Source organism: Arthrobacter sp. UYNi723 (genome assembly GCF_054057635.1).
The window spans coordinates 44,432-70,233 of the sequence record NZ_JBSRZM010000012.1 but is presented as its reverse complement, the minus strand read 5'-3'; the positions used below and the strand labels follow the sequence as shown (position 1 = coordinate 70,233).

21 protein-coding genes are annotated in these 25,802 nt (G+C 66.5%); 10 read left to right on the top strand and 11 right to left on the bottom strand.

Annotation, left to right across the window (positions count from 1 at the left end; translation table 11 throughout):
- Positions 1-12 precede the first annotated feature (12 nt).
- The 8 genes from msrB (at position 13) to ACVWY0_RS11155 (ending at position 9,688) form a co-directional block, all read left to right on the top strand.
- Positions 13-522 carry a peptide-methionine (R)-S-oxide reductase MsrB gene (gene msrB / locus ACVWY0_RS11190; RefSeq protein ID WP_485836757.1) on the top strand — a complete coding sequence of 170 codons (510 nt, stop codon included), beginning with the start codon at positions 13-15 and terminating at the stop codon, positions 520-522.
- Positions 523-676: 154 nt separating this feature from the next.
- On the top strand, positions 677-2,044 hold the full coding sequence (locus ACVWY0_RS11185) for a DUF6421 family protein (protein ID WP_485836756.1): 1,368 nt from the start codon (positions 677-679) through the stop codon (positions 2,042-2,044).
- Positions 2,041-2,802 (top strand): SDR family oxidoreductase, encoded by a 762-nt coding sequence (locus ACVWY0_RS11180; protein WP_485836755.1) that lies wholly within the window; start codon positions 2,041-2,043, stop codon positions 2,800-2,802. The genes ACVWY0_RS11185 and ACVWY0_RS11180 overlap by 4 nt, the downstream gene beginning before the upstream one ends.
- 75 nt (positions 2,803-2,877) lie before the next feature.
- A complete protein-coding gene (locus ACVWY0_RS11175; RefSeq protein ID WP_485836793.1) occupies positions 2,878-3,993 on the top strand; it encodes a threonine aldolase family protein in 1,116 nt (371 codons plus the stop codon).
- A 61-nt stretch (positions 3,994-4,054) separates the two neighbouring features.
- Complete coding sequence (locus tag ACVWY0_RS11170) at positions 4,055-4,705, top strand: DUF3000 domain-containing protein (RefSeq protein WP_485836754.1); 651 nt, start codon at positions 4,055-4,057, stop codon at positions 4,703-4,705.
- Between the two features lie 31 nt (positions 4,706-4,736).
- Positions 4,737-6,065, top strand: a complete 1,329-nt coding sequence (locus tag ACVWY0_RS11165) for an HRDC domain-containing protein (RefSeq protein WP_485836753.1) — start codon at positions 4,737-4,739, stop codon at positions 6,063-6,065.
- Positions 6,066-6,185: 120 nt separating this feature from the next.
- Positions 6,186-7,475 (top strand): thiolase family protein, encoded by a 1,290-nt coding sequence (locus ACVWY0_RS11160; protein WP_485836752.1) that lies wholly within the window; start codon positions 6,186-6,188, stop codon positions 7,473-7,475.
- Positions 7,472-9,688, top strand: a complete 2,217-nt coding sequence (locus ACVWY0_RS11155; protein WP_485836751.1) for a 3-hydroxyacyl-CoA dehydrogenase NAD-binding domain-containing protein — start codon at positions 7,472-7,474, stop codon at positions 9,686-9,688. Before ACVWY0_RS11160 ends, ACVWY0_RS11155 begins: the two co-directional genes overlap by 4 nt.
- On the opposite strand, the gene ACVWY0_RS11150 is transcribed toward ACVWY0_RS11155, so the two are convergent.
- Genes ACVWY0_RS11150 through ACVWY0_RS11140 form a run of 3 tightly spaced genes read right to left on the bottom strand, consistent with a single transcriptional unit; the run spans position 9,674 to position 12,802 of the window.
- The gene (locus tag ACVWY0_RS11150; RefSeq protein ID WP_485836750.1) at positions 9,674-11,179 is read right to left on the bottom strand and encodes an ABC transporter ATP-binding protein; all 1,506 of its coding nucleotides are present in this window, start codon (positions 11,177-11,179) and stop codon (positions 9,674-9,676) included. The two genes, ACVWY0_RS11155 and ACVWY0_RS11150, sit on opposite strands and share 15 nt — an antisense overlap.
- Positions 11,180-11,202: 23 nt before the next feature.
- On the bottom strand, positions 11,203-11,949 hold the full coding sequence (locus tag ACVWY0_RS11145; protein WP_485836749.1) for an energy-coupling factor transporter transmembrane component T: 747 nt from the start codon (positions 11,947-11,949) through the stop codon (positions 11,203-11,205).
- A 10-nt stretch (positions 11,950-11,959) separates the two neighbouring features.
- Entirely contained in the window at positions 11,960-12,802 is an 843-nt protein-coding gene (locus ACVWY0_RS11140) for an ECF transporter S component (RefSeq protein ID WP_485836748.1), read from the bottom strand.
- Between the two features lie 143 nt (positions 12,803-12,945).
- Between ACVWY0_RS11140 and ACVWY0_RS11135 the strand changes: the two genes are divergently transcribed.
- Both ACVWY0_RS11135 and ACVWY0_RS11130 read left to right on the top strand, forming a co-directional pair.
- Positions 12,946-13,494 carry an FAD-dependent oxidoreductase gene (locus ACVWY0_RS11135; RefSeq protein WP_485836747.1) on the top strand — a complete coding sequence of 183 codons (549 nt, stop codon included), beginning with the start codon at positions 12,946-12,948 and terminating at the stop codon, positions 13,492-13,494.
- Positions 13,407-14,126 (top strand): FAD-dependent oxidoreductase, encoded by a 720-nt coding sequence (locus ACVWY0_RS11130; protein WP_485836746.1) that lies wholly within the window; start codon positions 13,407-13,409, stop codon positions 14,124-14,126. The genes ACVWY0_RS11135 and ACVWY0_RS11130 overlap by 88 nt, the downstream gene beginning before the upstream one ends.
- Positions 14,127-14,135: 9 nt before the next feature.
- On the opposite strand, the gene ACVWY0_RS11125 is transcribed toward ACVWY0_RS11130, so the two are convergent.
- From ACVWY0_RS11125 to ACVWY0_RS11090, 8 genes are all read right to left on the bottom strand, one after another.
- Positions 14,136-15,161, bottom strand: coding sequence for a nucleoside hydrolase (locus ACVWY0_RS11125; protein WP_485836745.1), 1,026 nt, complete (start codon positions 15,159-15,161; stop codon positions 14,136-14,138).
- 12 nt (positions 15,162-15,173) lie between these two features.
- Positions 15,174-16,151, bottom strand: a complete 978-nt coding sequence (locus ACVWY0_RS11120; RefSeq protein WP_485836744.1) for an aldo/keto reductase — start codon at positions 16,149-16,151, stop codon at positions 15,174-15,176.
- A gap of 11 nt (positions 16,152-16,162) precedes the next feature.
- Positions 16,163-16,723 carry a hypothetical protein gene (locus ACVWY0_RS11115; protein ID WP_485836743.1) on the bottom strand — a complete coding sequence of 187 codons (561 nt, stop codon included), beginning with the start codon at positions 16,721-16,723 and terminating at the stop codon, positions 16,163-16,165.
- A complete protein-coding gene (locus tag ACVWY0_RS11110) occupies positions 16,720-17,337 on the bottom strand; it encodes a DUF402 domain-containing protein (protein WP_485836742.1) in 618 nt (205 codons plus the stop codon). Before ACVWY0_RS11110 ends, ACVWY0_RS11115 begins: the two co-directional genes overlap by 4 nt.
- Positions 17,334-19,307 (bottom strand): 1-deoxy-D-xylulose-5-phosphate synthase, encoded by a 1,974-nt coding sequence (gene dxs, locus ACVWY0_RS11105; protein ID WP_485836741.1) that lies wholly within the window; start codon positions 19,305-19,307, stop codon positions 17,334-17,336. The genes ACVWY0_RS11110 and dxs overlap by 4 nt, the downstream gene beginning before the upstream one ends.
- Positions 19,308-19,436: 129 nt before the next feature.
- The gene (gene acnA, locus ACVWY0_RS11100) at positions 19,437-22,247 is read right to left on the bottom strand and encodes an aconitate hydratase AcnA (protein WP_485836740.1); all 2,811 of its coding nucleotides are present in this window, start codon (positions 22,245-22,247) and stop codon (positions 19,437-19,439) included.
- A 152-nt stretch (positions 22,248-22,399) separates the two neighbouring features.
- Positions 22,400-23,824 (bottom strand): class I SAM-dependent RNA methyltransferase, encoded by a 1,425-nt coding sequence (locus tag ACVWY0_RS11095; protein WP_485836739.1) that lies wholly within the window; start codon positions 23,822-23,824, stop codon positions 22,400-22,402.
- Positions 23,821-25,797: an APC family permease gene (locus ACVWY0_RS11090; protein WP_058929324.1), complete on the bottom strand. Its 1,977-nt coding sequence runs from the start codon at positions 25,795-25,797 to the stop codon at positions 23,821-23,823. The genes ACVWY0_RS11095 and ACVWY0_RS11090 overlap by 4 nt, the downstream gene beginning before the upstream one ends.
- Positions 25,798-25,802: the final 5 nt, after the last annotated feature.

Sequence of the window (25,802 nt, the reverse complement as noted above, 5' to 3'; positions counted from 1 at the left end):
GTTGAGCTGACTATGAGTATCTTTGGTAAGAGCATCTTCGAGAACAAGGCCACGGACTCGGTCCCGGGTCCGGCCGCCGACGCCGCCGCTGCGGAACCCGCCTACCGGAAATCCGACGCCGAGTGGCGGCAGGAGCTCACGCCGGAGGAGTACCACGTGCTGCGGCAGGCGGGTACGGAGCGCCCCTTCACCGGCGAGTACGTGGACACCCATACGGAGGGTGTCTACCAATGCCGTGCCTGCGGAACCGAGCTCTTCAGGAGCAACGAAAAATTCGACTCTCATTGTGGGTGGCCGTCCTTCTGGGCACCGCTCGCCGAAGGCACAGTCCGCTACATCCACGACCGGACGCTCGGCATGAAGCGCGTGGAGGTACGGTGCGCGCACTGTGATTCACACCTGGGCCACGTATTTGAGGGCGAGGGCTACGGCACACCCACGGACCAGCGCTTCTGCATCAACTCGGTGTCCCTGAAACTGGTGCCGCGCGGCGCTGCCGCGGAAGAATCCACGGAGTCCTGAGTCCGCCAGCCGTGGCTCCGCCTACATCTGGCGGAGCCGTGAGGCGCCTCGAGCCCGAGAATATCTTATGCTCAGGCTCGATTTGAGTTAGAGACTCTGGTTGCTTGCTACGCTCGCCGTAGATGCCCCAAGCAATGAGAAAGGCAGTCGCACCATGACCGTCACCGTGACCGTGGCCCCTACGAGGATCACCGCCGAAAATCCCGCCTGGCTCCGCCTCAGGAGCGCCGCCGAATCCCTGCATGCACTGCAGGTCCAGGACGGCTCCGTGCCTGATGCTGGCCATCACGCCTTGGCAGCCCTGCAGGTTGCCGCCATCACGGAGTCGCTTGCCGAACTGGCACCGCTGTTCCCGCACGACGCGGCCTACCTTGACGCCGTCGTCGCTGATTTCCAGGCGTGGGCCACGGCTGGATTCGCCGTCCCGGACTTCCTCGCATCGCTGCTGGCGTTCCAGCCCCAGCTGCAGCGCCAGGATGGCCTGCAGCATGTTGTCATCTTCCCCATGTACACCCAGAACGGAAGCAGCAGCCGGCTGGTGGAGGCCGTACTGATCGAGGTCATCTGGCCCGATTTTGTGGCCAGCCTTGAGGCCGGGGACTATTCCAACAAGCTCTTTGTGCCCATCCGGTTCCTGGACTTCACCCACGGCTACAACACCAACTCGGCGGTGCTGTTCCCCGAAACCGTGGCCGTGCGGGCGACACCCACCTTCACCTGGGGCGCGATTTTTGCGGACCGTGAAGCAGCCCGGTTCCGCCGGGTCCTGCGCGCGGCCGCAGACATCACCTCACTGGACCTGCCCGCGGGCGCCGCGGAACTCCTGGCCGACCAGGAACTGACCGAGGCCACGTTTGTGATGTGGGACCTGATCCATGACCGGACCCACATGCGCGGCGACCTGCCCTTTGACCCGTTCATGATCAAGCAGAGGATGCCCTACTTCCTGTATTCGCTGGAAGAACTGCGCTGCGACCTCACAGCCTTCCGGGAATCCGTCCGGATCGAACGGGACGAAAACGCCGGGCCGGAAGCACGCCGGCACGCGAAACTGGTGCAGTACGCCATCATCTTCGACCGGATCTTCCGCTTCGCGATCACCGGCAACCGGGTGCGCAACTACGACGGGCTCGGCGGACAGCTGCTCTTCGCCTGGCTGCACCAGCACCACGTCCTGCACTGGACCGACAGCCGGCTCAGCATCGACTGGGACAAGGTGGCGGACGCGGTGATCGCCCTCGGCGCCTCGATCGACGAGCTCTACTGGCGCTCCATTGACCGGCCGAAAATGGCCCATTGGCTTGCCGCGTACCAGCTGATCTCCGCCACGGTCACACCCAACCCCGCATCAGCCTGGGCCAAGGGCCCCGACGCGCTTCCCGTTGCAGGTCCGCCCCGCGGCCTCACAGACCAGGTGCTGGACGACGAATTTCCGCTGTCCATGTTCTACGAAGCGTTGGAGAAGAAAATGCGCCCAGTCATCGAATCCACCGCCGGCATCACCGGAGCGTCCGCGCTGTGAGCGAACCCGGCGCCCCGCGCGTTGTACCTGTTCCGGATAATTCCCTCGGGCTGAACGTCCTGATCACCGGCGGCAGCGGACCGTCCGGGATCGCGGTGGCCCGGGCACTGCACGAGGCGGGGTTCCGGGTCTTCACGGTCGGCTCGGACAGCACGCGCATCGAGGGTGCTGCGAGGCAGGCGGGCGACGGCGTCACTCCCCTGGTGTGCGATCTTGCGGATCTCGCTGACGTCCAGGCCCTCCGGAAGACCCTGACGGGCACGGCAGGTCTGATGGACGGGGTCATCCACCTCGTGGGCGGCTGGCGCGGCGCCAAAGGCATCACGGACCAGAGCGACGCCGACTGGGACTTCCTGGAGCGCGGCGCCATCACCACACTCAGGAATGTCTCCCGGGTCTTTTACGCCGACCTGGCCGCCGCCGGAACCGGACGGTTTGCCATGGTGTCCTCCACCGCGGTGGACAAGCCCACGGCGGCGACTGCCAGCTACGTAGCGGCGAAGGCCGCCGCCGAGACCTGGACACTGGCGATGGCGGAGGGCCTGGCCCGCGGGGCTGCGAATGAAGGCACCGCCTTGCGGGGCGCCGCCGTCGTCCTGGTGGTGAAAGCGCTCGTGGACGCGGAACTCCGGAAGGCGCACCCGGAACGGACCTTCCCCGGCGCCACCGACGTCGAAGACCTGGCCGCCGCCGTCGTCGGTCTGTTCAACCGCCCGGCAGCCGAGCTGAACGGCCGGCGCCTACTCCTGGCCCCCTGACCGCAAAATCCCCTGACTTGCAGGACCCTGACCGGCCGGACCCGACCTCCCTAGACTGAGAACGTGAGCAAAGCAATGACAACAACGGCAGATGCCGCCCCGCGGCTTGAAGATCCCGCCGCCCGGCTGCATGACGCGTCCGTCCGCGGTTTCGCCTCGGACAACTACTCCGGTGTGCACCCCGAGGTCCTGGCCGCCCTCGCGGCAGCCAACGGGGGCCACCAGGTGGCCTACGGCGAGGACGACTACACGGCACGGCTGCAGGGGCTGATGGAGGAGCACTTCGGCGCCGGCCTCGAATGTTTCCCGGTGTTCAACGGCACGGGGGCCAACGTGCTGTCCCTGCAGTCGCTGCTCCCGCGCTGGGGTGCTGTGGTATGCGCTTCGACGGCGCACATCAACATGGACGAAAACGGCGCTCCGGAACGGATCGGCGGGATCAAACTCCTGCATGTGCCCACCCCCGACGGCAAGCTGACGCCGGAGCTGATTGACCGCGAGGCCTGGGGCTGGGGTGATGAACACCGGGCACAGCCGCTGGCAGTGTCCATCACGCAGACCACCGAGCTGGGCACGTGCTACACCCCGGATGAGGTCCGGGCCATCGCGGATCATGCCCACGCCAAGGGCATGAAGCTCCACATGGACGGCGCGCGGCTGGCCAACGCCGCCGCGCACCTGAACGTGCCGCTTCGGGCTTTCACGCGCGACGCCGGCGTTGACATCCTCTCCTTCGGCGGCACCAAAAACGGGCTGCTGTACGGCGAAGTGGTGGTGGCGCTGAACCCCGAAGCGGCCCACGGCCTCGTGTTCCTGCGCAAGATGAACATGCAGCTTGCCTCGAAAATGCGCTTCCTGTCGGCCCAGTTCATCGCCCTGTTGGAAGGCGACCTGTGGCTCCGTTCGGCGTCGCACGCCAACGCCATGGCTGCCCGCCTCCGCGCCGCGGTGGACACGATCGAGGGCGTGGAGCCCACGCAGGAGACGGAGTCCAACGGCGTGTTCGCCGTCCTGCCGGCCGGCATAGCTGACCGCCTGCGGGAGTCCTTCCGGTTCTACGACTGGGATGAAGCCGCCCGCGAGGTTCGCTGGATGTGCTCCTTCGACACCAGCGAGGACGATGTCGACGCCTTTGTGGCCGCGATCCGACGGGAACTTGCGGCCCACCACGCGGGCAAGGAAGCCGGATAGCATGGACCGGCCGACGGCGAGCCTGCACTGCCCGCCCCCTGCTGTTGCGTAATCTGCGAAGGTGAACGCACTCGCCCAGGTTCCCCCGGAATTTCTCCACGCCTTGGGAACCCTCAGGAAGGCCCAATGCCGCAGCGAACTGCGCCTGGCGGAAATTCCCGCCCCGGCGCGCCTGGCACCGTTCGCCGTGGCACTCGGGGCCGAGGTGATGGAGCCCGGACCGGGCAGCGGCACCACGCCGGTCCACGGGCCCGCCGCCATGGCCCTGGCCGCGGCGTCCGGCACTGAGGACGACGACGACACCGAGCTGGCCACGGGCCGCTTCATCCTGCTGCACGACCCCGAAGGCTCAGCAGTCTGGGACGGCGAATTCCGCATTGTCACCTACATCCGGGCCCAACTTGAGCCCGAAATGGGCAACGACGAAATGCTGGGGACCGTCGCCTGGACCTGGCTGGTGGAGGCCCTGGAGAATCACAAGGCCCCCTACCGGGCGGCCGGCGGGACCGCCACCCGCGTCCTGTCGGAGAGCTTTGGAACACTTTCTGACCGGCCCGGATCGATCGACATCGAGCTGCGCGCCTCCTGGACACCGGAGTCCTCGGACGTTACTGCCCATCTGGAGGCGTGGTCCGACATGGTCTGCACGTTCGCCGGCCTCCCCCCTCTGCCCGACGGCGTCACGGCCCTTCCGCGCCGGCGCCGGAACTAGGACTGCCCCTTGTCGGTAAACTGAAGGCATCATGACCCCTCATATTCCGGAAAACACCACGGCCGGCGCTCCGGCTGCTGATACGACCCCCCACATCACGGTGGAAGGCTTCGACAGCCAGGTCCCCGTAGTCATTGACCTCGATGCACCGCGCGACGGCGTGCCGCTGGTTATCGAAACGCAGTCCGGGCTGGAGCGGTGCGCGGCAGCCATCGCCGCCGGAACAGGGCCCGCAGGGGTTGATGCAGAACGGGCGTCCGGATTCCGGTACGGCCAGCGCGCGTTCCTGGTGCAGATCCGGCGCGAAGGCTCCGGTACCTGGCTGATCGATCCTGAACCGTTCGAGAACCTGTCCATCATCAACGATGCGCTCCAGGGGGTGGAATGGATCCTGCATGCAGCCAGCCAGGACCTGCCCTGCCTGCTGGAGCTGGGCATGTGGCCGGACAAGCTCTTTGACACGGAGCTCGCCGCGCGGCTGGCCGGCCTGCCACGCGTTGGCCTGGCTGCCGTCATCGAACAGCTGCTTGGGTTTGGCCTGGCGAAGGAACATTCGGCCGCCGACTGGTCCACCCGGCCGCTGCCCGAGCCGTGGCTGCGCTACGCCGCCCTGGACGTGGAAGTCCTGACCGAACTGCGCGAAGAACTCATCGAATTACTGCAGGCCGACGGCAAGCTGGAATACGCGGAGCAGGAATTTGCCGCAATCCTTGCCGCCGGCGTGGCCCCTCCCCGGGTTGACCCGTGGCGCAAGACGTCGGGCCTGCACCAGATCCGCGACCGGCGCCAGCTGGCTGCGGTCCGCGAAATGTGGCTGGAGCGCGATTCCCTGGCACAGAAGCGCGATGTGGCGCCGGGACGGCTGATCCCGGATTCGGCCCTCGTCTCCGCCGCCAAGGCCATGCCGTCCACCGTTCCCCAACTGCTCGGCACCAAGGGCTTCCATGGCCGTGCGGCTCAGCGGGAGGCACCCCGCTGGCTCCGGTGCATCGCCGCTGCCCGCGATCTTGAGGAACTTCCGCCGCTGCACCTGCCCACCAACGCACCGCCACCGCCGCGGGTGTGGTCCGATCGCGACCCCGAGGCCGCGGCACGCCTCTCCACCGCCCGCCCGCTCCTGCAGGAGAAGGCGGAGGAACTGAACCTTCCCGTAGAGAACCTGCTGACGCCGGACTACCTCCGCCGGGTGGCGTGGCGTCCGCCGTCGGACATTACCGAAGAAACGGTAGCCGCTGAGCTGCGCGGCCTCGGTGCCCGTGACTGGCAAGTCGGCGTGGTCGCGCCGCTTCTCACGGAGGCGTTCCTCAACCCGCAACCACTGCCGGCCAAGGAAACCAAGGCAACCGCAGCCACTGAGTAAACGCCTCTCGCCGAGCCTTGCGCACCATGTTACTGACGAGTAACATAGTGTGCACTGCCGTCCCGCCGAGTGCTGCCCTTTGGCCTCCGGACGGCGCCAACGTCTCGATGAGGAGTAAACGTGAGCCACCACGGAAGCAGCGGATCCCCGCGAACTGTCCGCGACGTCGTCTTTGTTGACGGCGTCCGCACGCCCTTCGGCCGGGCCGGCGAGAAAGGCATCTACGCCGGAACCCGCGCCGATGACCTGATGGTGAAGTGCATCCGGGAACTTCTGCGCCGCAACCCCACCCTGCCCGCGGCCCGAATCGACGAAGTCGCCGTCGCCGCCACCACCCAGACCGGCGACCAGGGCCTGACCCTCGGCCGCACAGCCGCCCTCCTGGCAGGGCTCCCCCGCACCGTCCCCGGATTCGCCATCGACCGCATGTGCGCCGGCGCCATGACCGCCGTCACCACAACGGCGAGCGGCATCGGCTTCGGCGCCTACGACGTCGTCATCGCCGGAGGCGTGGAGCACATGGGCAACCACCCAATGGGCTCCGGCGCCGACCCGAACCCGCGCTTTATGTCCGAGCGCTTGGTTGACCCTGCTGCCCTGAACATGGGCAACACAGCCGAAAACCTGCATGATCGTTTTCCCGCCATCACCAAGCAACGCACCGACGCGTACGCGGTTGCCTCGCAGGACAAACTCGAGGCCGCCTACGCCAAGGGCCAGATCCAGCCTGACCTCGTTCCGGTCGCTACCCTCAAGCCGGGACAGGGCTGGACGGTGAACAGCGTTGATGAGCCGCCCCGCCCGGGAACCACCCTCGAAGACCTGGCGGCCCTGCGGACTCCCTTCCGCGCCCACGGCCGGGTTACGGCAGGCAACGCCGCCGGCCTGAACGACGGCGCCACTGCCGCCGTCCTGGCCTCCTCGGAAGCTGCGGCGGAACTGGGCCTGCCGGTCAAAATGCGGCTGGTCAGCTACGCCTACGCGGGCGTCGAACCGGAGGTCATGGGCATCGGCCCCGTGCCCGCCACCGAAAAGGCCCTGAAGAACGCCGGACTCAGCATTGAGGACATCGGACTTTTCGAGATCAATGAAGCATTTGCCGTGCAGGTCCTCAGCTTCCTGGACCACTTTGGCATTTCCGACGACGACCCCCGCGTGAACCGGTACGGCGGCGCCATCGCGGTGGGCCACCCCCTCGCGTCCTCCGGGGTCAGGCTGATGAACCAGCTCGCGCGGCAGTTCGAAGAAGATCCCTCGGTCCGGTACGGGATCACCACGATGTGCATAGGCTTGGGCATGGGCGCCACCGTCATCTGGGAAAACCCGCACCACACCGATTACAGCGGCACCGTCGCAGCAGTCGTCCACGAAGCAAACTCAGTAGCCACCACCGAAGGAGCCGCCGCATGAGCGCCGCCGATTTCACCAAGCTTGCCGAGCTCTTCCCCGACGAAACCGTGACCCACTCGTACGTCCAGGACATCAAGCTGCCTGCCGCCCCCGGCCAGCAGAGCCCCGGAGTTTTTGCGCTGATCACCCTGGATAACGGCCTGGACCACTCCAAGCCCACTACCCTGGGACCCAATACGCTGGTGGAACTAGGCACGGTCCTGGAGGGCCTGAAGGAGCGTGCGGCCCGCGGCGAGATCGTGGGTGTGGGCGTGACAGGCAAACCGTACTTCCTCGTGGCCGGCGCTGACCTGTCCGCGGTGAAGTCGCTCGAGAACCGCGATCATGGCCTGTGGATGGCACAGCTCGGGCACAACGTTTATGCCACGCTGGCCAACCTCGGCGTCCCCAGCTTCGCCTTCATCAACGGCGTTGCCTTGGGCGGCGGCCTGGAGATCGCCCTGCAGTCCACCTACCGCACGGTGTCTACCGGCGCCGGCGCGTTGGCGCTTCCCGAGGCCTTTATCGGCCTGGTCCCCGGCTGGGGCGGTGTCTACATCCTGCCGCGCCTGATCGGACCCGAGAACGCGGTCAAGGTGATGATCGAGAACCCGCTCAGCAACAACCGTACGCTCAACGGGCCGCAGGCCTTCCAGCTGGGCATCGCCGACGCCCTGTTCGAACCGGCAGACTTCCTGGAACAGTCCCTCGCCTGGGCGGCCACGGTCATCACCGGCGACGTGGTCCCGGAGCGAGCCAACGCCGTGGACCCGGCTGATCCCACTGTTGCCGGGCGCTGGTCTGCAGCCGTCGCCGCCGGCCGGACATTCGTGGAGGCCAAGACCTCCAACGCTTCCCCTGCACCGGCCAGGGTCCTGGATATCCTCGAAGCCAACCGGACCATGTCCCAGGCCGAATCCGCCGCCCTCGAGTGCGAAACCCTCGCCGGTCTGATGCAGACGGACGAGTTCCGCGCCACCGTATACGCTTTCCTGGACCTGGTCCAGAAGCGTTCCAAGCGGCCCGCCGGCGCACCGGATCGTAAGCTCGCCCGTCCGGTCACCAAAATCGGCGTTGTGGGGGCGGGCCTGATGGCCAGCCAGCTGGCCCTTGTGTTCGCCCGCCAGCTCAAGGTCCCCGTGGTGATGACGGACATCGACCAGGCCCGCGTGGACAAGGGCGTGGGCTACGTCCACGCCGAGGTGGACAAGCTCCTCGGCAAGAAACGGATCAGTCAAGACGCAGCCAACCGCACCAAGGCGCTGGTCACGGGATCGGTCTCCAAGGAGGCCTTCGCGGACGCCGACTTTGTCATCGAGGCCGTCTTCGAAGAGCTGAACGTCAAGAAGCAGGTCTTCGCCGAGGTGGAAGCGATCGTCTCGCCCGACTGCATCCTCGCCACCAACACGTCCTCATTGTCCGTCACGGCCATGGCCGAAGACCTCGCGCACCCGGAACGGCTTGTGGGCTTCCACTTCTTCAACCCGGTGGCCGTGATGCCGCTGCTCGAAATCGTGCGCGCACCCAAGACCGACGACGCGGTGCTGGCCACCGCTTTTGAGCTCGCCAAGGGCCTCAAGAAGACCGCGGTCCTGGTCAAGGATGCGCCGGCCTTTGTAGTCAACAGGATCCTGTTGCGGCTGATGGGTGAAGTGACGGCCGCCTTCGACGAAGGCACCCCTGCCGAGGTGGCCGACACGTCGCTGCGTCCCATGGGCCTGCCGATGACGCCGTTCACGCTGGGTGCCATGGTGGGCCTGCCGGTGGCCCAGCATGTCCAGGAGTCCCTGCACGCCGCTTTCGGAGACCGCTTCGCCGTGTCCACGAACCTGCAGAAACTGATCGAGAACGGCGTGAAATCACTCTGGGCCCCGGCGGCCGACGGCTCCCAGGAGATCCCGGAGTCCACCCTGTCGCTGATGTCCTTCGGCACGTCACCGTCCGCCGGGGAGGACGTGCTGCGCCGCGTGCAGGACGCCCTCGCCGAGGAGATCGGGCTGATGCTGGATGAGGGCGTAGTGGCCGGTCCTGAAGACATCGACCTCTGCATGATCCTCGGCGCTGGCTGGCCGATGTTCCTGGGCGGCATCACGCCGTACCTGGACCGTGTTGGCGCCTCCGAACGGGTCAACGGCAAGCGCTTCCTGGCGCCCGGCGTCGCGTCGGGTCTGGCGGGTCAGTCCTCCGAATCAGTCAGCCCGGATGCAGCCACCCAGGCATCAGTCCGCGGGTAGCAGTCGGCCGGCGTCGATGCGCACCAGCCGGTGCGCGATGGACCGGGCGTAGTCCAGGTCGTGGGTGACCAGCACGACGGCGGTGCCCTCCGCCGTCGTGCTGCGCACTACCCGGTCCAGCGCGGCCAGCCCATGGCCGTCCAGGGAAACGGTCGGTTCGTCCAGTGCAAGGACTGAGGGACGCCGGGCCAGCACTGTGGCCAGTGCCAGAAGCCGCTGCTGGGACGCGGGCAGTTCGGCTGGGTGCCGTCCGGCAAGGTGCTCCAGGCCAACGGCGGCGAGGGCTTGCTGCACTGCCTGGTCAGCCGCTGGCTGCCTGTGCTCGAGTCCGAAGCGGATTTCCCGTTCCACGGTCCGCTCAAACAGCTGGTCCCTGGGCTGCTGGAAAAGCAGCCCCACGTCACCGGACACCCGTCCCGCGGGCTGTCCGCCGATGTTCCGACCCTTCACCAGCACGCTGCCTGCTGTTGGTTGGAGCAAACCGTTGAGGTGCCTCAGCAGCGTCGACTTTCCGGCGCCGTTGGGACCTGTCACCGCCAGGATCTCGCCCGCGCTGACGGTCAGGCTGAGTCCGTGCAGGACCGGGTCAGCCGGCGGGCCCGGTTGTGCCCTGAACCAGCCTCTGCGCTGTGTCCCCCGGTACGTGAACGAGACGTCACGCAGTTCCAAAGCCGGCGGACCGTCGACGGCGGATTGATAGCCTGCTTCTGCGAGCGGCCGGGGACCTGTATCCGGACGGGGGCGGACCACTCCCGCCAGTTCCAGCGCCCCGGCAGTCACGATTTCTGCCGGCGTGCCGGCCGCGGCCACGGTACCGCCGGCAAGAACCTGCCAGGTATCGGCGTTGTGCAGGACGGCATCGGCCCGCTGGCTCAGGATCACGACGGCGGTGCCGTCCTGTACGAGGTTCCGCACCAGGGCAGCGAGGTCTTTGGCTCCGTCCGTGTCGAGGGAGGCGAAGGGTTCGTCCATGATGAGAACCGCTGGGCGGGAAATGACCGCGCAGCCGATGGCCAGGCGGCGCAGCTGACCGCCGGAAAGCGTGGCAGGATTCCGGTCCAGCAGCCGGGTCAGGCCGGTCAGGGCTGCCGTGTGCCGGACGGCGCCGGCCATACTCTCACGGTCCACCCCCGCGTTTTCCAGCCCGAAGGCCAGCTCCTCGGCCACCGTGGCACGGACCGTGGACAAGGCGGCGGCGGGATCCTGCGGCACAAAGCCCACCTGGCGGCCCCAGCCCCCGGGATCGATCCGCGGATCGGCAGCTGTCCCGGTGAACCGAAGGCGCGTGCCGGCAAGCTCGAGAAAACCCGTAAATGTCCCGCCGTCGCCGGGCAGCAACCAGCCGGCGAGCAGCCGCCCCAGTGTTGACTTGCCGCTGCCGGACCCGCCGAGCACCGCTGTCAGCGATCCCGCGGCGAAGGACACCTCAAGGCCCGCCAGAACCGGTTCCTGCTCACCGGGGAAGACAAATTTCTCGATACCCGCAGCCAAAGCCGGAGGTGAGCTTTGCGCCATTAGTAAGCACCCGCCGTCGGCTGCCAGAGGCGCGCGGCGATGGCCGCCACCGCCGCGAGCAGCAGAACCACGCGCACGCACCGCTGGACGCGAGAATTCTGTACCTCGCGGTAACTCGTGTTTGGCCCGGAGCTGCCGAAGCCGCGGGCCTGCAAGGCTGCCGCGCGGGTGCCTGCTTCCTCCACGAGAGACAGCACCAGAGGAACCGCCTGCCACCGGAACGCGCCTGCGCGCCCGACAATTCCAGGCCGGATCACCAGGCCGCGCGCTTCCTGAGCCTGCCGGATCCGTCCCAGCCGTGAGCTGATGGCCGGCAGCAGCGTCAGGGTAGACGCGAGCACAAACGCGAACCGCGCGTGGACGCCGCGGGTGGACAGGGCAGCAACCAGGTCCGGGACGCTGACAGTGAAGGACCACAGCAGCAGCACCAGCACTGCGGCAGAAAGCTGCGCAGCCCGCTCGAAGGCAAAATGGAGGCCTTCCGCGGTGACGCGCGCCGGGCCCCATTGCGCCAGAACCGTGATGCCCTCAGGAAAGAACAGTCCATGCAGGGCCAGCAGCGACAGGACCAGCGGAACCAGGATGACCGCCACCACCGGCAGCATCCGGCGCGCCACTCCCCCGGCCACCGACAGGCCCGCGGCCGCGGCGATCACGGCGACGGACAGCGGCCAGCTGCCAGCCGCCGTCGTGATGACTGCCGTGCTGCCGGCAGCCGCCAGCGATGTCAGGGGGTGAAGGCGCATCAGGGCTGCGTCAGGCGTCCCGGCCGGTGGATTCGCCGGTGGGCTGGCTGATGGATGTTCCCGCAAGCACGCGGTACCGCCGGACAAACGGGAACTGCAGGCGGGTGCGGCGCGGCAGGGCGTACACCAGGACGGCCACCAAGGTGAAGACGATGGCCTTGTCCATGGGGTCCGAGATCAGGGCCTGCTTGGTGATGGCCGCCAGGAGGGTGTCACCCATGGAGCGGAAGGCGCTGACGATGGCGCCGGTGGCCAGGCCGGAGGTGCCGCCGAAGACGAACGCGGCAACGGGAGCGGAGACCACACCGCCGATGATGCCGGCCAGGAAGCCCGCCACCGGCGCCAGGTAGAAGCGCCGGAACAGGCCGTGGCGTGCGGCGACGCCGGCCAAGAAGCCGATCAGGGCGGCACCGGCGGCGAACGGCAGGACGGTGGGGTTGAAGAAGGACCAGACGATGCTGCTGAGGGCGCCCGTGGCTGCTCCGGCGGCGGGTCCGGCCAGGACGGCGATCAGGACGGTGCCGATCGCGTCGAGGTAGAAAGGCACCAGGGTGCTGCCCACGAACTGGCCCAGGACAATGTTCAGGACCAGTGCCACCGGAATCAGCACCAGCGTGGACACGGGCAGTGTGGGCAGTACGCCGATTATCAGGAGCACCGCCCCCAAGAGGAAGCCGGACAGGGCGATCAGGGCCGACGCGCTGCCGGGACCACCGGTGATGTCCGCAGGCTGGTTCAGGACCAGGTAGACGTAGGTGCCGGCGATGGCCAGCGCTCCGAGGGTTTCCAGCAGGCGGCGGTTCCGGACAGTGGCCGGCGTCGGTGACGGCAGCGAGAGGGAGGGCGATGACATGGCGTTCCTTCTGGGGATGCAGGCTGTGGCGCCCGGATGGCCCGGGCGGTACGGAATGCCGCCTATGTCACCTCGGCGGCAGCCGGGGGCGTCTGCGCCGGCCCGGATCCGGCATCAGTCTACCGTCCGGAAATTCGCAAGCCGTGCTGGTCCTTGGAGGCAACCCCGCCATTAGGTTCCGCACTACCGTCCGTCCGCTGGCAGCAGCCGGCCGTACGATGTGCCTGAACGTCGGCTGCATCCCCACGAAGATGTTTGTCTACCCGGCCTCCTTGGCCGCCGCGCCCAGGGAAGCCGCCCGGCTGGGCGTGGACCTGAGCCTGGACAAGGTGCGCTGGAATGAACTGCAGGACAGGATCTTTGGCCGGATCGATGCGATCTCCGAGTCCGGCCGCCGGTACCGGGCCGATGATCTGGCCCATGTGGACCTGTACCAGGAACACGTCCGGTTCACCGGTCCACGGACGCTCACCACTGATTCCGGGGTGGAGCTCACCGCGGACCGGGTGGTGGTGGCCGCGGGATCCCGGGCCGTGCTCCACGATGTCCCGGGGATCGGCCTGCCGCAGGTGCACACCTCAGGTTTGGCTTCTCGCTCCGGGCAGTGGAGGACAACGGCGACGGCAGTGTCACCGTGGTGTTCGCGGACGACGACGGCATACCGCTGCGGGTCGCGGCGGACATCGTCCTGATGGCTACCGGTCGGGTGCCGAACACGGACCGGCTGGGCGTGGACGCCGCCGGCTTTGACCTGGATGAGGACCACACCCTGTCCGTGGACCTCCGGGTCCTCGCCGGCGGCAAGCCCGTTGAGGGTGTCTATGCCCTGGGTGACATCGCCAACAGCTACCAGCTCAAGCACGTCGCCAACCGGGAGGCCCGGGTGGTGGCGCACAACCTGGAACACCCGGACCGGCTCCGGACCATCAACTACACCGCGGCGCCGTTTGCGGTATTCAGCAATCCGCAGGTGGCCTCCGTGGGCCTGACCGAGGAGGAAACCCGGTCCCAGGCAACAGCCGGGACAGACGTTGTGACCGCCGTCCAGGACTACGGCTCCACTGCCTATGGCTGGGCCATCGAGGACGAGGAAGGGGTGGTCAAGCTTGTGGCCGAGCGGTCCACCGGCCGCCTGCTCGGCGCGCACATCATGGGCCACGAGGCCTCGCTCCTGATCCAGCCGCTGATCCAGGCGATGGCCACCGACGTATCGGTCCACCAGCTCGCGCGGGGACCGTACTGGATCCATCCGGCCCTCATGGAAGTAGTGGAGAACGCCCTGCTCGCGCTGGACGTGGACTTGCCTGAAAACGCGCCGCTGTAGGGCGAACGTTCAGCGCAGCCGCGCCGCGAGGCCGCCGACGGACCGTATCAATTCCCCGAAGGCCTGCTCAGGGTTGTTGTCCGAGACGATCCGGGCATTTGGCGGGTGACTCCACAGGTTCCGGTAATCGGCCACGGTGGTCCCCATCAGCAGGGGCGATTCAACCTCGACGTCCACGGTGGCCAGGCGGGTTGCGTAATCGAGCGTCCCGGCGGCCACACCGGCGGCGAAGTAGTCGTGGACGTGCGCCAGGTAGCCCTGGCCGTAGAGACGGTGGAACTCAAAGTAGAAGCGCAGCGCATCGGACAGGTGCCGCACCAGCGGACTGTCGGCCGTGCTCCTGAGCCCTTCAGGCTGCTTCGGCAGGACCAGCTCCCGCTCACCGCAGCCGGCCGCCTCCGCGAGCCGCAACACATGCTCCGGCCGCAGCTCGATCCGCTCAGTGGTGTCCAGTGAACAGACAATGGGCAGCCGGTCTACCGGCAGGCCGCGGTAGGCCGCATAAACTTCCTTGGCCGCCTGCGGATCAACGTGCGTATTCCATTCGGCGGTGGGAGTGGTGTTCCCCTGGTGGTAGAAGCTGCCGCCCATGATCACTACCTTGCCCAGCATTTCGGGCAGCCGAGGTTCGCGGCGGATGGCCAGCGCGAAGTTCGTCAGCGGCGCCGTGATCAGGGCCGTGAGCTCCCCCGGATGTGCACGGGCCGCCTCCACCCACAGGTCGGCGGCGTGCCGCGCCGCGACCGACCCGGACGGCGGCGGCAGGACGGCGTGGCCAATGCCCTGGGGTCCATGGGTTTCCGGCGTGGTCACCAGCGGAATGCTCAGCGGAGCGAATGCGCCGACGGCGACCTCCACCCCTGTGCGTCCGCACAGCTCCAGCATGGCGAGCGTGTTTCGCGCCACCTGGTGGGCGTCCACGTTCCCGGGCGACGCCGTCACCGCCACGAACTCCACCTCCGGCAAGGAGGCCAGGTAAGCCAGCGCCAGGGCATCGTCGATCCCGGTATCCACGTCCAGCAGTAGCTTGGTCATCGTCAGGGTTTCCTAAAAGAGTGCCACTTTGGGGACCTTCGGGAAGATCGCATCCAGTTCGGCGCGTTCCGTCGGCGACGGCACCCAGGCAACAGCGGCCGCATTTTCGCGGACCTGCTCCGGCCGGGTGGCCCCGGCGATCACGCTGCTGACGGCAGGCTGGGCCGCGAGCCAGGAGAAGGCCACCTGGATCTCGGTCAGGTCGCGGTCGGCCGCGAAGGAACTGAAACGCTGCAGCTGGTCCCAGTCGGCGTCGTGCACCATGTTGGTCCGTGTATGGCTCAGCCGTGATCCGGCCGGAGCCGAGCCCGGCGAATATTTGCCCGTCAGCAGGCCGTTGGCTAGCGGGAAGTAGGGCAGGACACCCAGGCCGTAGGCTTCTGCCGCCGGCGTGACCTCGAGTTCCGCCCGCCGGTCCAGGAGGTTGTAGTGGTTCTGCGTCGAAATGAAACGTGTGCCGCCGGCGGCCCGGGCCACAAATTCCGCCTCGGCGATCTGCCAGCCGGCGCGGTTGGAGTGTCCGATGTAGCGGACCTTGCCGCTGGAGACAAGGTCATCGAGGGTACTCAGCGTCTCCTCGATGGGGGTCAGCGGGTCAGGCGTGTGGAACTGATAAAGGTCGATCCAGTCCGTGCCCAGCCGCCGCAGCGAGGCCTCCACCGCACGGACTATGTAGCGCCGGGACCCCCGGGCCCCAAAGTCGTTGCCATTGGCACCCCGGACGTCCATGCCGAACTTGGTGGCTACCACCGCATCATCCCGATTGCCGGCCAGGGCCTTGCCCAGCATCGTCTCGCTGAGTCCGGGTTCGCGCCCGTAGTTGTCGGCAACATCGAAAAGCGTCACCCCGGCGTCGAGGGCGGCACGGACGACGGCGTCAGTCCCCGCCTGCGATTCGGTCACCGTGTGGGCACGGCCCAGGTTGTTGCAGCCGAGCCCCACCACGGAGACGGTCAGCCCGGAGTTTCCCAGGCGTCGGTAGTCAGGCATGGATTTCCCCTCTAGAGGCTGAAGGTGTTGGCAGGCTTCGCGGAGTGTTTGAGTTTGAAGTGGTCCGGTTCGCTGTACGGGGCGGCGCCGATGCTGAGCTTGGTGAAGTCGAGGTCTTCTCCGCGGCTGCAGACCTTGATGGCGCTGACGGCTTTGTTCACGTCGGGGCAGAGGCAGACGATGTTCAGTTTGTAGTCGCCGAACTCGGAGCGTTCCACGGTTCCCAGGCCGCGCCAGGCCAGGTGGCTGATGAGGGCGTCTTTCGCCTTTTCCTCAAGGTAGCGGTCACGGTCGGTGCCCTCCTTGGTTTTGAGGGCGAACTGCGCCACCACCCAGAACTGGTCCTCGTCGGGGATTTCGGCGAAGCCGTCCTCTGCGCACTGCACGGCAAAGGCATCCATGAGGCCCTCCACCGCAGCGGCGTCAGCCACATCGGTCTCTTCGGTTTTGCTCTGGTGGCCAACCACGCCGTAGTTCATCACGAACTGGCTGTAGTCCTCGTCGAACCAGCCTTCACGGAAGTGCAGTACTCCCTCGTCGTCCCGTTTGTAGACCCTGATGATTCCGCTCATGACCGTCCCTTCGTGAACCATCCGGCATCTGTTCCGTCGAATGGTGCGTGCTGTGCCTTGACGGCCTGATAAAGCTCATCGGCGGCGGCCTGGATGTCATCCACCAGCCGGTCCGGGTAGTTCATGGCGATGCGGTGCACGGCGAACTCGTCCTGGTCATCGATGAAGACGCCCCGGCCGGCCATGCGGATCACGTCCAGGTCCATGTCGATCACATGGAACTCGGTGACCGCGGGCCGGATGTCCGTCCACTCGTGGGAGACGGCGAGGTCAACGTAGACCCTGACCCCGCTGGGGTGGGCGTCGTCGTAGAACGTGGCCACCCAGTCTCCTGACCGCGGCACCAGGAGCACGGCGTCGGATGCTGTGTAAAAGGCAGCGCCCGGACGCGAACAGAATTCGTTGGTCCCCTGGAAGATCCACCAGCCGTGCCGGTCTTCGCCGAGGTACCGCCCCGGGACCACCCAGTGGGCTTTTCCATTCCATTTCCGGTTCCGGGCCACCACCAGCTGGCCTGGCTGCAGTCCCGCGGGAACGCGGGTGGTGCTGGTGTGCCTCGCCGGGCTTGAATCCCCGACGGCGGCCGGATACTTCAGTGCGTCCTCTTCCCTCACAGGATCGGCAGGCTGCCGGTGGTGGGGTGTTCCTGGCCTGGCAGGGGGCGCGCGAAGGGGACTTTTGTGCCCAGAACCTGGGCGACGACGTCGTGCGTGATCTGCTGGGCCGTCAGCCCGACGCGCTCCAGCACCTGGCTGCGCGTGCCGTGGTCCAGGAACTCCGCAGGGAGCCCCACCTCGTTCAGGGCGGTGTCCACGCCGGCGGCGCGCATTTCCTGCCGGATCCGCGATCCGACGCCGCCCGCCCTGACACCGTCCTCGATGCAGATGACCAGCCGGTGGTGGGAGGCCAGCGCAATGATGGAACGCCGCACCGGCAGCACCCAGCGCGGGTCCACCACGGTGGTGCTGATGCCTTGGGCGCCCAGGCGGTTGGACACGTCCAGGGCCAGTTCGGACATGGCTCCGACGCTGACGATCAGGACGTCGTTTTCGGTGGAGCCGGCCGGCCGGCGGGCCAGCACGTCAACTCCGTCGCCCAGGCGTTCGATGGCTTCCAGCTCGGCGCCCACGGTGCCCTTGGAGAAGCGCACCACAGTGGGGGCGTCATTGATGGCCACGGCCTCGCGCAGCTCTTCCCGCAGCCGGGAGGCGTCGCGCGGCGCGGCGAGGTGGAGTCCGGGCACGATCTGGACCATTGCCATGTCCCACATGCCATGATGGCTGGCCCCGTCCGGGCCGGTGACGCCGGCCCGGTCCAGGACGATGGTGACGCCGGCTTTGTGCAGTGCCACGTCCATGAGGAGCTGGTCAAAGGCACGGTTCAGGAAGGTGGCATACACGGCCACTACGGGGTGGAGCCCGCCGAAAGCCATGCCGGCGGCGGACGTCAGCGCATGCTGCTCGGCGATGCCGACGTCGATCACGCGGTCCGGGTGCTTGGCCGCAAACTTGTGCAGGCCCACGGGAATGAGCATGGCCCCGGTGATGCCCACAATGTCGGTGCGTTCGTCGGCGATCTTCGCGATCTCGTCAGCAAAAACAGACGTCCAGGACTGTGCCCCGGAAACTCCGGTCGGTTCGCCTGTCTCCGGATCGATGATGCCGACGGCGTGGAACTGGTCCGCTTCATGGGCCCTGGCCGGGGCGTAGCCGTGGCCCTTCTCGGTCATGGCGTGGACAATCACGGGTCCGGCGTAGTTCCTGGCCGTGGACAGGGCGTGCTCCATGGCCTGCAGGTTGTGGCCGTCAACGGGGCCGATGTACTTCATGCCGAGGTCTTCGAACATGCCCTGCGGCGCCCACCAGTCCTTGATGCCCTTTTTCATGGCGTGCAGGCTCTTGTAGGTGAACTGGCCTATGGGGCCGCCGTTCTGGAGCTTCTTCTTCCACCAGTCCAGCGTGCCCTCATAGGCAGGGGCGGCGCGGAAAGAGTCGATGGTGGGGCGCAGTGAGGCAAGGTAATCTGCGAAGCCGCCCACTGTGGGGGCATAGGAGCGGCCGTTGTCGTTGACCACGATCACCACGCGGCGGCGCTTGTCCGCCGCAATGTTGTTGATGGCTTCCCAGGCCATGCCGCCGGTCAGCGCCCCGTCTCCGACGACGGCGACGGTGTATCGCTCCGACTCGCCGGTGAGCTGCCTGGCACGGGATATGCCGTCCGCCCAGGAGAGGGAGGAGGAAGCATGCGAGCTTTCCACAATGTCATGCTCGGACTCGGCGCGGGACGGGTAGCCGGACATGCCGCCCTGCTGGCGCAGGGTACTGAAGTCCTGGCGGCCGGTGAGGAGCTTGTGCACATAGGACTGGTGGCCCGTGTCGAACACAATGCTGTCCCGGGGCGAATCGAAGATGCGGTGCACGGCCAGGGTCAGTTCCACAACGCCGAGGTTCGGTCCGAGGTGTCCACCTGTCTGGGAGACGTTGGTGATCAGGAAACTCCTGACCTCAGCGGCCAGCTCTTCGAGCTGCCCTTGAGACAGCTGGTTCAGGTCCTGCGGATTCCGGATGGTGTCCAAGATTCCCAATGACCCCTCCTTCGGGTGGTAGACGTGCCTGTTAACTCTAACGCCTCGCGGAAAATGCAAAGCCGAAGCCCCGGCTGGTCGGTGACCGGCCGGGGCTTCGAAAGAGTACTGCGTGGGTTCAGATTCCGGCTAGTTGGCCGAGATCTGGCGCAGGACGTACTGCAGGATGCCGCCATTGCGGTAGTAGTCGGCTTCGCCCGGAGTATCGATGCGGAGTACTGCATCGAAGGACTTGGCGGAGCCGTCTTCAGCGGTGGCGGTGACCTTGAGGGTCTTGGGCGTGGTCCCCTCGTTCAGGGCAATGACGCCCTCAACCGAGAAGGTTTCCGTGCCGGTCAGCCCCAGGGTGGCTGCGGATTCTCCAGCCGGGTACTGCAGGGGCAGGACGCCCATGCCGATCAGGTTGGAGCGGTGGATACGTTCGTAGCTCTCGGCGACGACGGCCTTGACGCCCAGGAGGGCGGTGCCCTTCGCTGCCCAGTCACGCGAGGATCCGGAACCGTATTCCTTGCCAGCCAGGACCACCAGCGGGGTGCCGGCTGCCTGGTAGTTCTGCGCGGCGTCGTAGACATAGGCCTGCGGGCCGTCAGCCTGGGTGAAGTCGCGGGTGAAGCCACCTTCGACGCCGTCCAGGATCTGGTTCTTGATGCGGATGTTCGCGAACGTGCCGCGGATCATGACTTCGTGGTTGCCACGGCGTGAGCCGTAGGAGTTGAAGTCCTTGCGCTCCACACCGTTCGCCAGCAGGTACTGGCCGGCAGGGGTGTCCGACTTGAAGGAACCGGCCGGGGAGATGTGGTCGGTGGTGACCGAATCGCCCAGCTTCAGCAGCACGCGCGCGCCGGAGATGTCCTGGACGGGTTCCGGCTGCGCCTTTATGCCGTCGAAGTACGGGGGCTTACGGACGTAGGTGGAGTTCGGATCCCAGGCGAAGGTGTCGCCGGCCGGGGTGTCGAGCGCCTTCCAGCGTGCGTCGCCGTCAAAAACGCCCTCGTAGCCGCGGGCGAACATGTCCTTGTCGATCGAGGAGTCGATGACCTGCTGGACCTCAACCGGGTTGGGCCAGATGTCCTTCAGGAAGACCTCGTTGCCTTCGGAGTCGGTGCCCAGGGAATCGGTGTCGAAGTCGAAGTCCATGGAACCGGCCAGGGCGTAGGCGATGACCAGCGGCGGGGAGGCCAGGTAGTTCATCTTCACGTCCGGGTTGATCCGGCCTTCGAAGTTGCGGTTACCGGAAAGCACCGCTGTGACGGAAAGGTCGTTGGCCTGGATGGCCTCGGAGATTTCGGCGTCCAGCGGTCCGGAGTTGCCGATGCAGGTGGCGCAGCCGTAACCCACGATGTAGAAGCCGAGCTTCTCGAGGTACGGGGTCAGGCCAGACTTGTTGTAGTAGTCGGTGACAACCTTGGACCCGGGAGCCACGGAGGTCTTGACCCACGGCTTCGAGGTCAGGCCTTTGTCGACGGCGTTGCGGGCCAGCAGGGCTGCGGCCAGCATCACCGAAGGGTTGGACGTGTTCGTGCAGGACGTGATCGAGGCGATGGATACCGCTCCGTGGTCCAGCTCGAACTCGCGGCCGTCTTCAGTCTTGATGTGCACCGGGTTGGACGGACGCCCGTGGGCGCCGTTCGCTGCGGACACAACACGGCTGGTCTCGGTGGTGTGCGAGTCGGCGTGCGTGAACGACGGCGCGTCCGATGCGGGGAAGGACTCGTCCAGTGACTCGTCCACGCTGCCGTCTTCGATGGCGACGTAGCTGTGGATGTCCTTGCGGAACTGTTCCTTGGCATCCGTCAGCTCAATGCGGTCCTGGGGACGCTTGGGGCCGGAGATGGAGGGAACAACCGTGGACAGGTCCAGCTCGAGGTACTCGGAGAACTTGATCACCTTGGACGGGTCGTGCCAGAGGCCCTGCTCCTTCGCGTAGGACTCCACGAGGGCAACGTTCTGCTCGGACCGGCCGGTGAGGCGCAGGTAATCCAATGTGACGTCGTCGATGGGGAACATTGCGGCGGTGGAGCCGAATTCCGGGCTCATGTTGCCGATGGTGGCGCGGTTGGCCAGCGGCACTGCCGCAACACCTTCGCCATAGAATTCCACGAACTTGCCCACAACACCGTGCTTGCGCAGCTGCTCGGTGATGGTCAGCACCACGTCCGTGGCCGTGGCGCCGGCCGGAATGGACCCGGTCAGCTTGAAACCCACAACACGAGGGATGAGCATCGAGACAGGCTGTCCCAGCATGGCCGCTTCGGCTTCGATGCCGCCAACGCCCCAGCCCAGTACACCCAGGCCATTGACCATGGTGGTGTGCGAATCGGTGCCGACGCAGGTGTCGGGGTACGCCCGGAGGACGCCGTCAATTTCACGGGTCATGACCGTGCGGGCCAGGTATTCGATGTTGACCTGGTGCACAATGCCGGTTCCCGGGGGAACAACCTTGAAGTCGTCGAATGCTGTCTGGCCCCAGCGCAGGAACTGGTAACGCTCGCCGTTGCGCTGGTATTCGATCTCCATGTTGCGCTCCAGTGCGCCGGAGTTGCCGAAAGCGTCGATCTGCACGGAGTGGTCAATGACCATTTCCGCAGGAGCGAGGGGGTTGACCCGCTTGGGGTCGCCGCCGAGTTCCTTGACCGCTTCACGCATTGTCGCCAGGTCCACCACGCAGGGGACGCCGGTGAAGTCCTGCATGATCACGCGGGCAGGCGTGAACTGGATTTCTGTATCGGGCTGGGCATTGGGATCCCAGCCAGCCAAGGCACGCACGTGATCGGCAGTGATGTTCGCGCCGTCCTCGGTCCTCAACAGGTTTTCAAGCAATACCTTGAGGCTGAACGGAAGGTTTTCTGCACCTTCAACGGAGTTCAACCGGAAAATTTCGTATTCGGTTCCGGCTACATTAAGTTTGCCTTTTGAACCGAAGCTGTCCACAGTGCTCATCGCAGGACTCCTCTCGCAACAGTTTCATCTTTGTCGCGCGGTAGACCGCTTTCTAGTTAGGCAGGCCTAATTAGTGCTGGCCACAAAAATTGCAGGAGGTCAGCCGTGAATACGGGGCGCGACGTGGGATTACTACCGCAATCCTAGTAGCATCACTGACCCGGCGTCAGCAACGCCACCGTCTCCAGGTGGTGGGTGTGCGGATAGAGATCGAAGGCCCGCAGGCCCGCCAGGGACCAGCCTGCCTGCTGGAAGTACCCCACATCCCGGGCAAACGACGCCGGATCACAGGACACGTAGGCGATGGCGCGGGGCCCGGCGGCGATCAGCTGGCTGACCACGGGCTTCCCGGCGCCCGCCCGGGGCGGGTCCAGCACAATGGCGTCGAAATTCCGCGGCTTTTGGCGGAGGACACGTTCCACCCGGCCGTGCTCAATCTCCACCTGCGGCGCACCGTGAAGGTTCTTGCGGGCGTCCCGGCTGGTTCCCGGTGCGCCTTCCACCGAGAGAACCGAGCCGGTCTCCCCCACCGCGTCAGCCAACGGAGCCGTGAACAGCCCAGCGCCGGCGTAGAGGTCTGCCACCACGGAACCCGGCGCCAGGAATCCGCCATTGTGGAGGAATTCTGTGATGGCCCCCACAAGCGTCCCGGGCGCGTCGCGGTGGATCTGCCAGAAACCGGCGCCGGTAACCCTGTAGTCGTGGCCGGCCGCCGACTCCTGGACCCAGGTCCGGCCGCGCAGCTGCGCAACTTCGCCGGTCAGGGGGTCGAATGTGGCCACGGAGACGTCGTCCGGAAGCTGGGCCGCAATGGCGCTGAGCCGCTTGGGCTTGGTGCCGGGTGCAGGAGCCAGCAGCACCAGTGGGCGTGAACCGTTCGACGGCGCCGCCACCTCCACGCGTTCGATGCCAGTCAGGTCAAGGTCCCACAAGCGCAGCCGGTTGATGCGCTCCGTTGCGAGCGGCATCTCCCGGACGGCAATGACGTGGTCGGAACGGTGCGCGTGCATGCCAAGTTTGCCGCCCGGAGTCACCGAGAAGCTGGCGCGCGTCCGCCACCCCAGGCCAGTGCCGGCGTCGTATGTTGAATCCGTCCCCAGGCTGGAATCCCGCCCGCCCGCGTCCACAGCCTCCACAGCCTCCACGAGGTTTCCGAGGTCCAGCCCGTCGGGCAGGCGTTCGACGGCGGCGAGCCGCTGAAGCTGTTCAGCCAGTACCGCCGACTTGAGCGTGCGCTGGCGGGCCAGGGAGATGTGGCCGAATTCGGCCCCGCCCACCGGCGGATGCCCGTGGGCCCAGGCGCGGAGGGAGTCCGCCGGACGCCAGAAGTGCTCCACCCGGTCCGGGGAGGCTTCCAGCACCTCCACAACGTCGGCGCGCCAGAACTTGGCAGACTCCCCCGCGTCGGTGAGGCGGACGCGTACCTTTTCGCCGGGGATGCCGTGCCGGACAAAGATCACCCTGCCCTCGTGCCGGGCCACACAGTGGCCGCCGTGGGCCACCGGGCCGACGTCGAGCACCAGTTCGGTGGGGGCTGCCGTGGCAGCTGGGGAGTGGGTCTGGGTCTGGGGGTTCATCGGATATCCTGCATGTTTTTGGCTTCTTCGGACGATTTCAACTGCCACGGGACACTGGCCACCATCACGCCAGGTTCAAAGTGCAGCCGGGTTTTGATGCGCAGCGCCGTCTGGTTGTGAACCAGCTGTTCCCACCATTTGCCGACCACGTATTCGGGGATGTAGACCACGATCAGGTCGCGGGGGGAATCACGGCGCATGTTCTTGACGTATTCCATGATGGGCGTGATGGTTTCCCGGTACGGGCTGGCGAGGACGGTCAGCGGCACGGGGATCTCCAGCTTTTCCCAGTCGGCAACCGTGTGCGCGGTTTCCTCGGCGTTGATGTCCACCGTGATGGCGTCCAGCCGCGACGGCCTCGACGCCCGGGCGTAGGCCAGGGCACGCAACACCGGCTTGCGCACGTGGGACACCAGCAGTACCGCGTGGACCCTGGATGGCAGGGCACGCGGCGAGGAGTCCTCGTCCACGGCCAGTTCCTTGGCCACGTTGTCATAGTGTGCCCGGATGCTCCACATGATCAGGAACAGGATGAACATGGCCAGCAGCGCGATCCACGCGCCTTGCTGGAACTTGGTGATCAGCACGATCACCAGCACCAGGGACGTCATGCCGAACCCGATGCTGTTGATGGTGCGGGACTTCACCATCCGGCGTCGGGTGGCTTTGTCCTTGGCGAGCTTGAGGTGCCTCCCCCAATGCCGGATCATGCCCAGTTGGCTGAGGGTAAAGGAGATAAAGACGCCCACGATGTAGAGCTGGATCAGCTTGGTGACGTCGCCGTTGAACGCGAGGATCAGCACCAGCGCTCCGGCGGCCAGGGCAAGGACACCGTTGCTGAACGCCAGGCGGTCTCCCCTGGTCCGCAGCTGGCGCGGCAGGTAGCCGTCCTGGGCCAGGATGGAGCCAAGTACCGGGAACCCGTTGAACGCGGTGTTCGAGGCGAACACCAGGATCACACCGGTGGCGGCGACCACGATGAAGAACAGGATTGATCCCGGGCCGAAGATGGTCTGGGCGATCTGGCTGATGGCAGGACTCTGGATGTAATCCTCCGGCAACGGCAGGCCGTTCATCAGGAATTCCGTCGCCGGATCCAGCACGATGTGCACCTTCGTGGCGTTGGCCAGAAAGATGATGCCGGCCAGCATGGACGAGGCGATGACGCCGAGCAGCAACAGCGTGGTGGCCGCGTTTTTGCTCTTCGGTTTCTGGAAGTTCGGCACACCGTTGCTGATGGCCTCAATGCCGGTCAGCGCGGCGGCGCCGGAGGAGAACGCCCGGAGCAGGAGGAAGGCGCCGGCCAGGCCCACCAGCCCTTCGTCGAAACCGGGCGCCGGCACAATCTCGAAGGCCGCCGACGGTGCTTCGCCCAGCTGGCCTGTCGCGGCCTGGAAGACGCCCACCGCTGTCATGCCGAGGATCGCCGCCATAAAAATGTACGTGGGGACAGCGAAAACGCTGCCGGCTTCCTTGATGCCACGGAGGTTGACGAGGGCAAGGATTACGACGCCGATGGTGGCGAACAGGGCCTGTTGCCCATGCAGGGAAGGCACCGCCGTGGTGAGGTAGGTGGCCGCCGAGGACATCGAGACGGCCACCGTCAGGACGTAGTCCACCAGGAGGGCTGAGGCCACGGTCAGCCCGGAAAACTTGCCCAGGTTTTCGTTGGCGATCTCGTAGTCTCCGCCGCCGGAAGGGTAAGCGTGTACGTTCTGCCGGTATGACGCCACCACCGTGAGGAGGACAACCATGACGGCCAGGCCCACCCACGGCGAAAAGGCCACTGCACTCACGCCGGCCAAGGCCAGGGTGAGCAGGATTTCATCGGGGGCATAGGCCACGGATGACAGTGCGTCGGAAGCGAAAACCGGGAGTGCTATCCGTTTGGGGAGCAAGGTATGGGCGAGCCTGTCATTCCTGAAGGGCCTGCCCACCAGCACCCGTTTCACGGCATTCAATATAGTCAGCACTCCAC

What these genes read in the sequence shown, in the direction of transcription:
- ACVWY0_RS11140 (WP_485836748.1), bottom strand. Translation starts at nt 12,802, where the DNA reads ATGTCATCGCCCTCCCTCTCGCTGCCGTCACCGACGCCGGCCACTGTC.
- msrB (WP_485836757.1), top strand. Translation starts at nt 13, where the DNA reads ATGAGTATCTTTGGTAAGAGCATCTTCGAGAACAAGGCCACGGACTCG.
- ACVWY0_RS11165 (WP_485836753.1), top strand. Translation starts at nt 4,737, where the DNA reads ATGACCCCTCATATTCCGGAAAACACCACGGCCGGCGCTCCGGCTGCT.
- ACVWY0_RS11095 (WP_485836739.1), bottom strand. Translation starts at nt 23,824, where the DNA reads ATGAACCCCCAGACCCAGACCCACTCCCCAGCTGCCACGGCAGCCCCC.
- ACVWY0_RS11125 (WP_485836745.1), bottom strand. Translation starts at nt 15,161, where the DNA reads ATGACCAAGCTACTGCTGGACGTGGATACCGGGATCGACGATGCCCTG.
- ACVWY0_RS11185 (WP_485836756.1), top strand. Translation starts at nt 677, where the DNA reads ATGACCGTCACCGTGACCGTGGCCCCTACGAGGATCACCGCCGAAAAT.
- ACVWY0_RS11155 (WP_485836751.1), top strand. Translation starts at nt 7,472, where the DNA reads ATGAGCGCCGCCGATTTCACCAAGCTTGCCGAGCTCTTCCCCGACGAA.
- ACVWY0_RS11115 (WP_485836743.1), bottom strand. Translation starts at nt 16,723, where the DNA reads ATGAGCGGAATCATCAGGGTCTACAAACGGGACGACGAGGGAGTACTG.
- ACVWY0_RS11175 (WP_485836793.1), top strand. Translation starts at nt 2,878, where the DNA reads ATGACAACAACGGCAGATGCCGCCCCGCGGCTTGAAGATCCCGCCGCC.
- ACVWY0_RS11145 (WP_485836749.1), bottom strand. Translation starts at nt 11,949, where the DNA reads ATGCGCCTTCACCCCCTGACATCGCTGGCGGCTGCCGGCAGCACGGCA.
- ACVWY0_RS11120 (WP_485836744.1), bottom strand. Translation starts at nt 16,151, where the DNA reads ATGCCTGACTACCGACGCCTGGGAAACTCCGGGCTGACCGTCTCCGTG.
- acnA (WP_485836740.1), bottom strand. Translation starts at nt 22,247, where the DNA reads ATGAGCACTGTGGACAGCTTCGGTTCAAAAGGCAAACTTAATGTAGCC.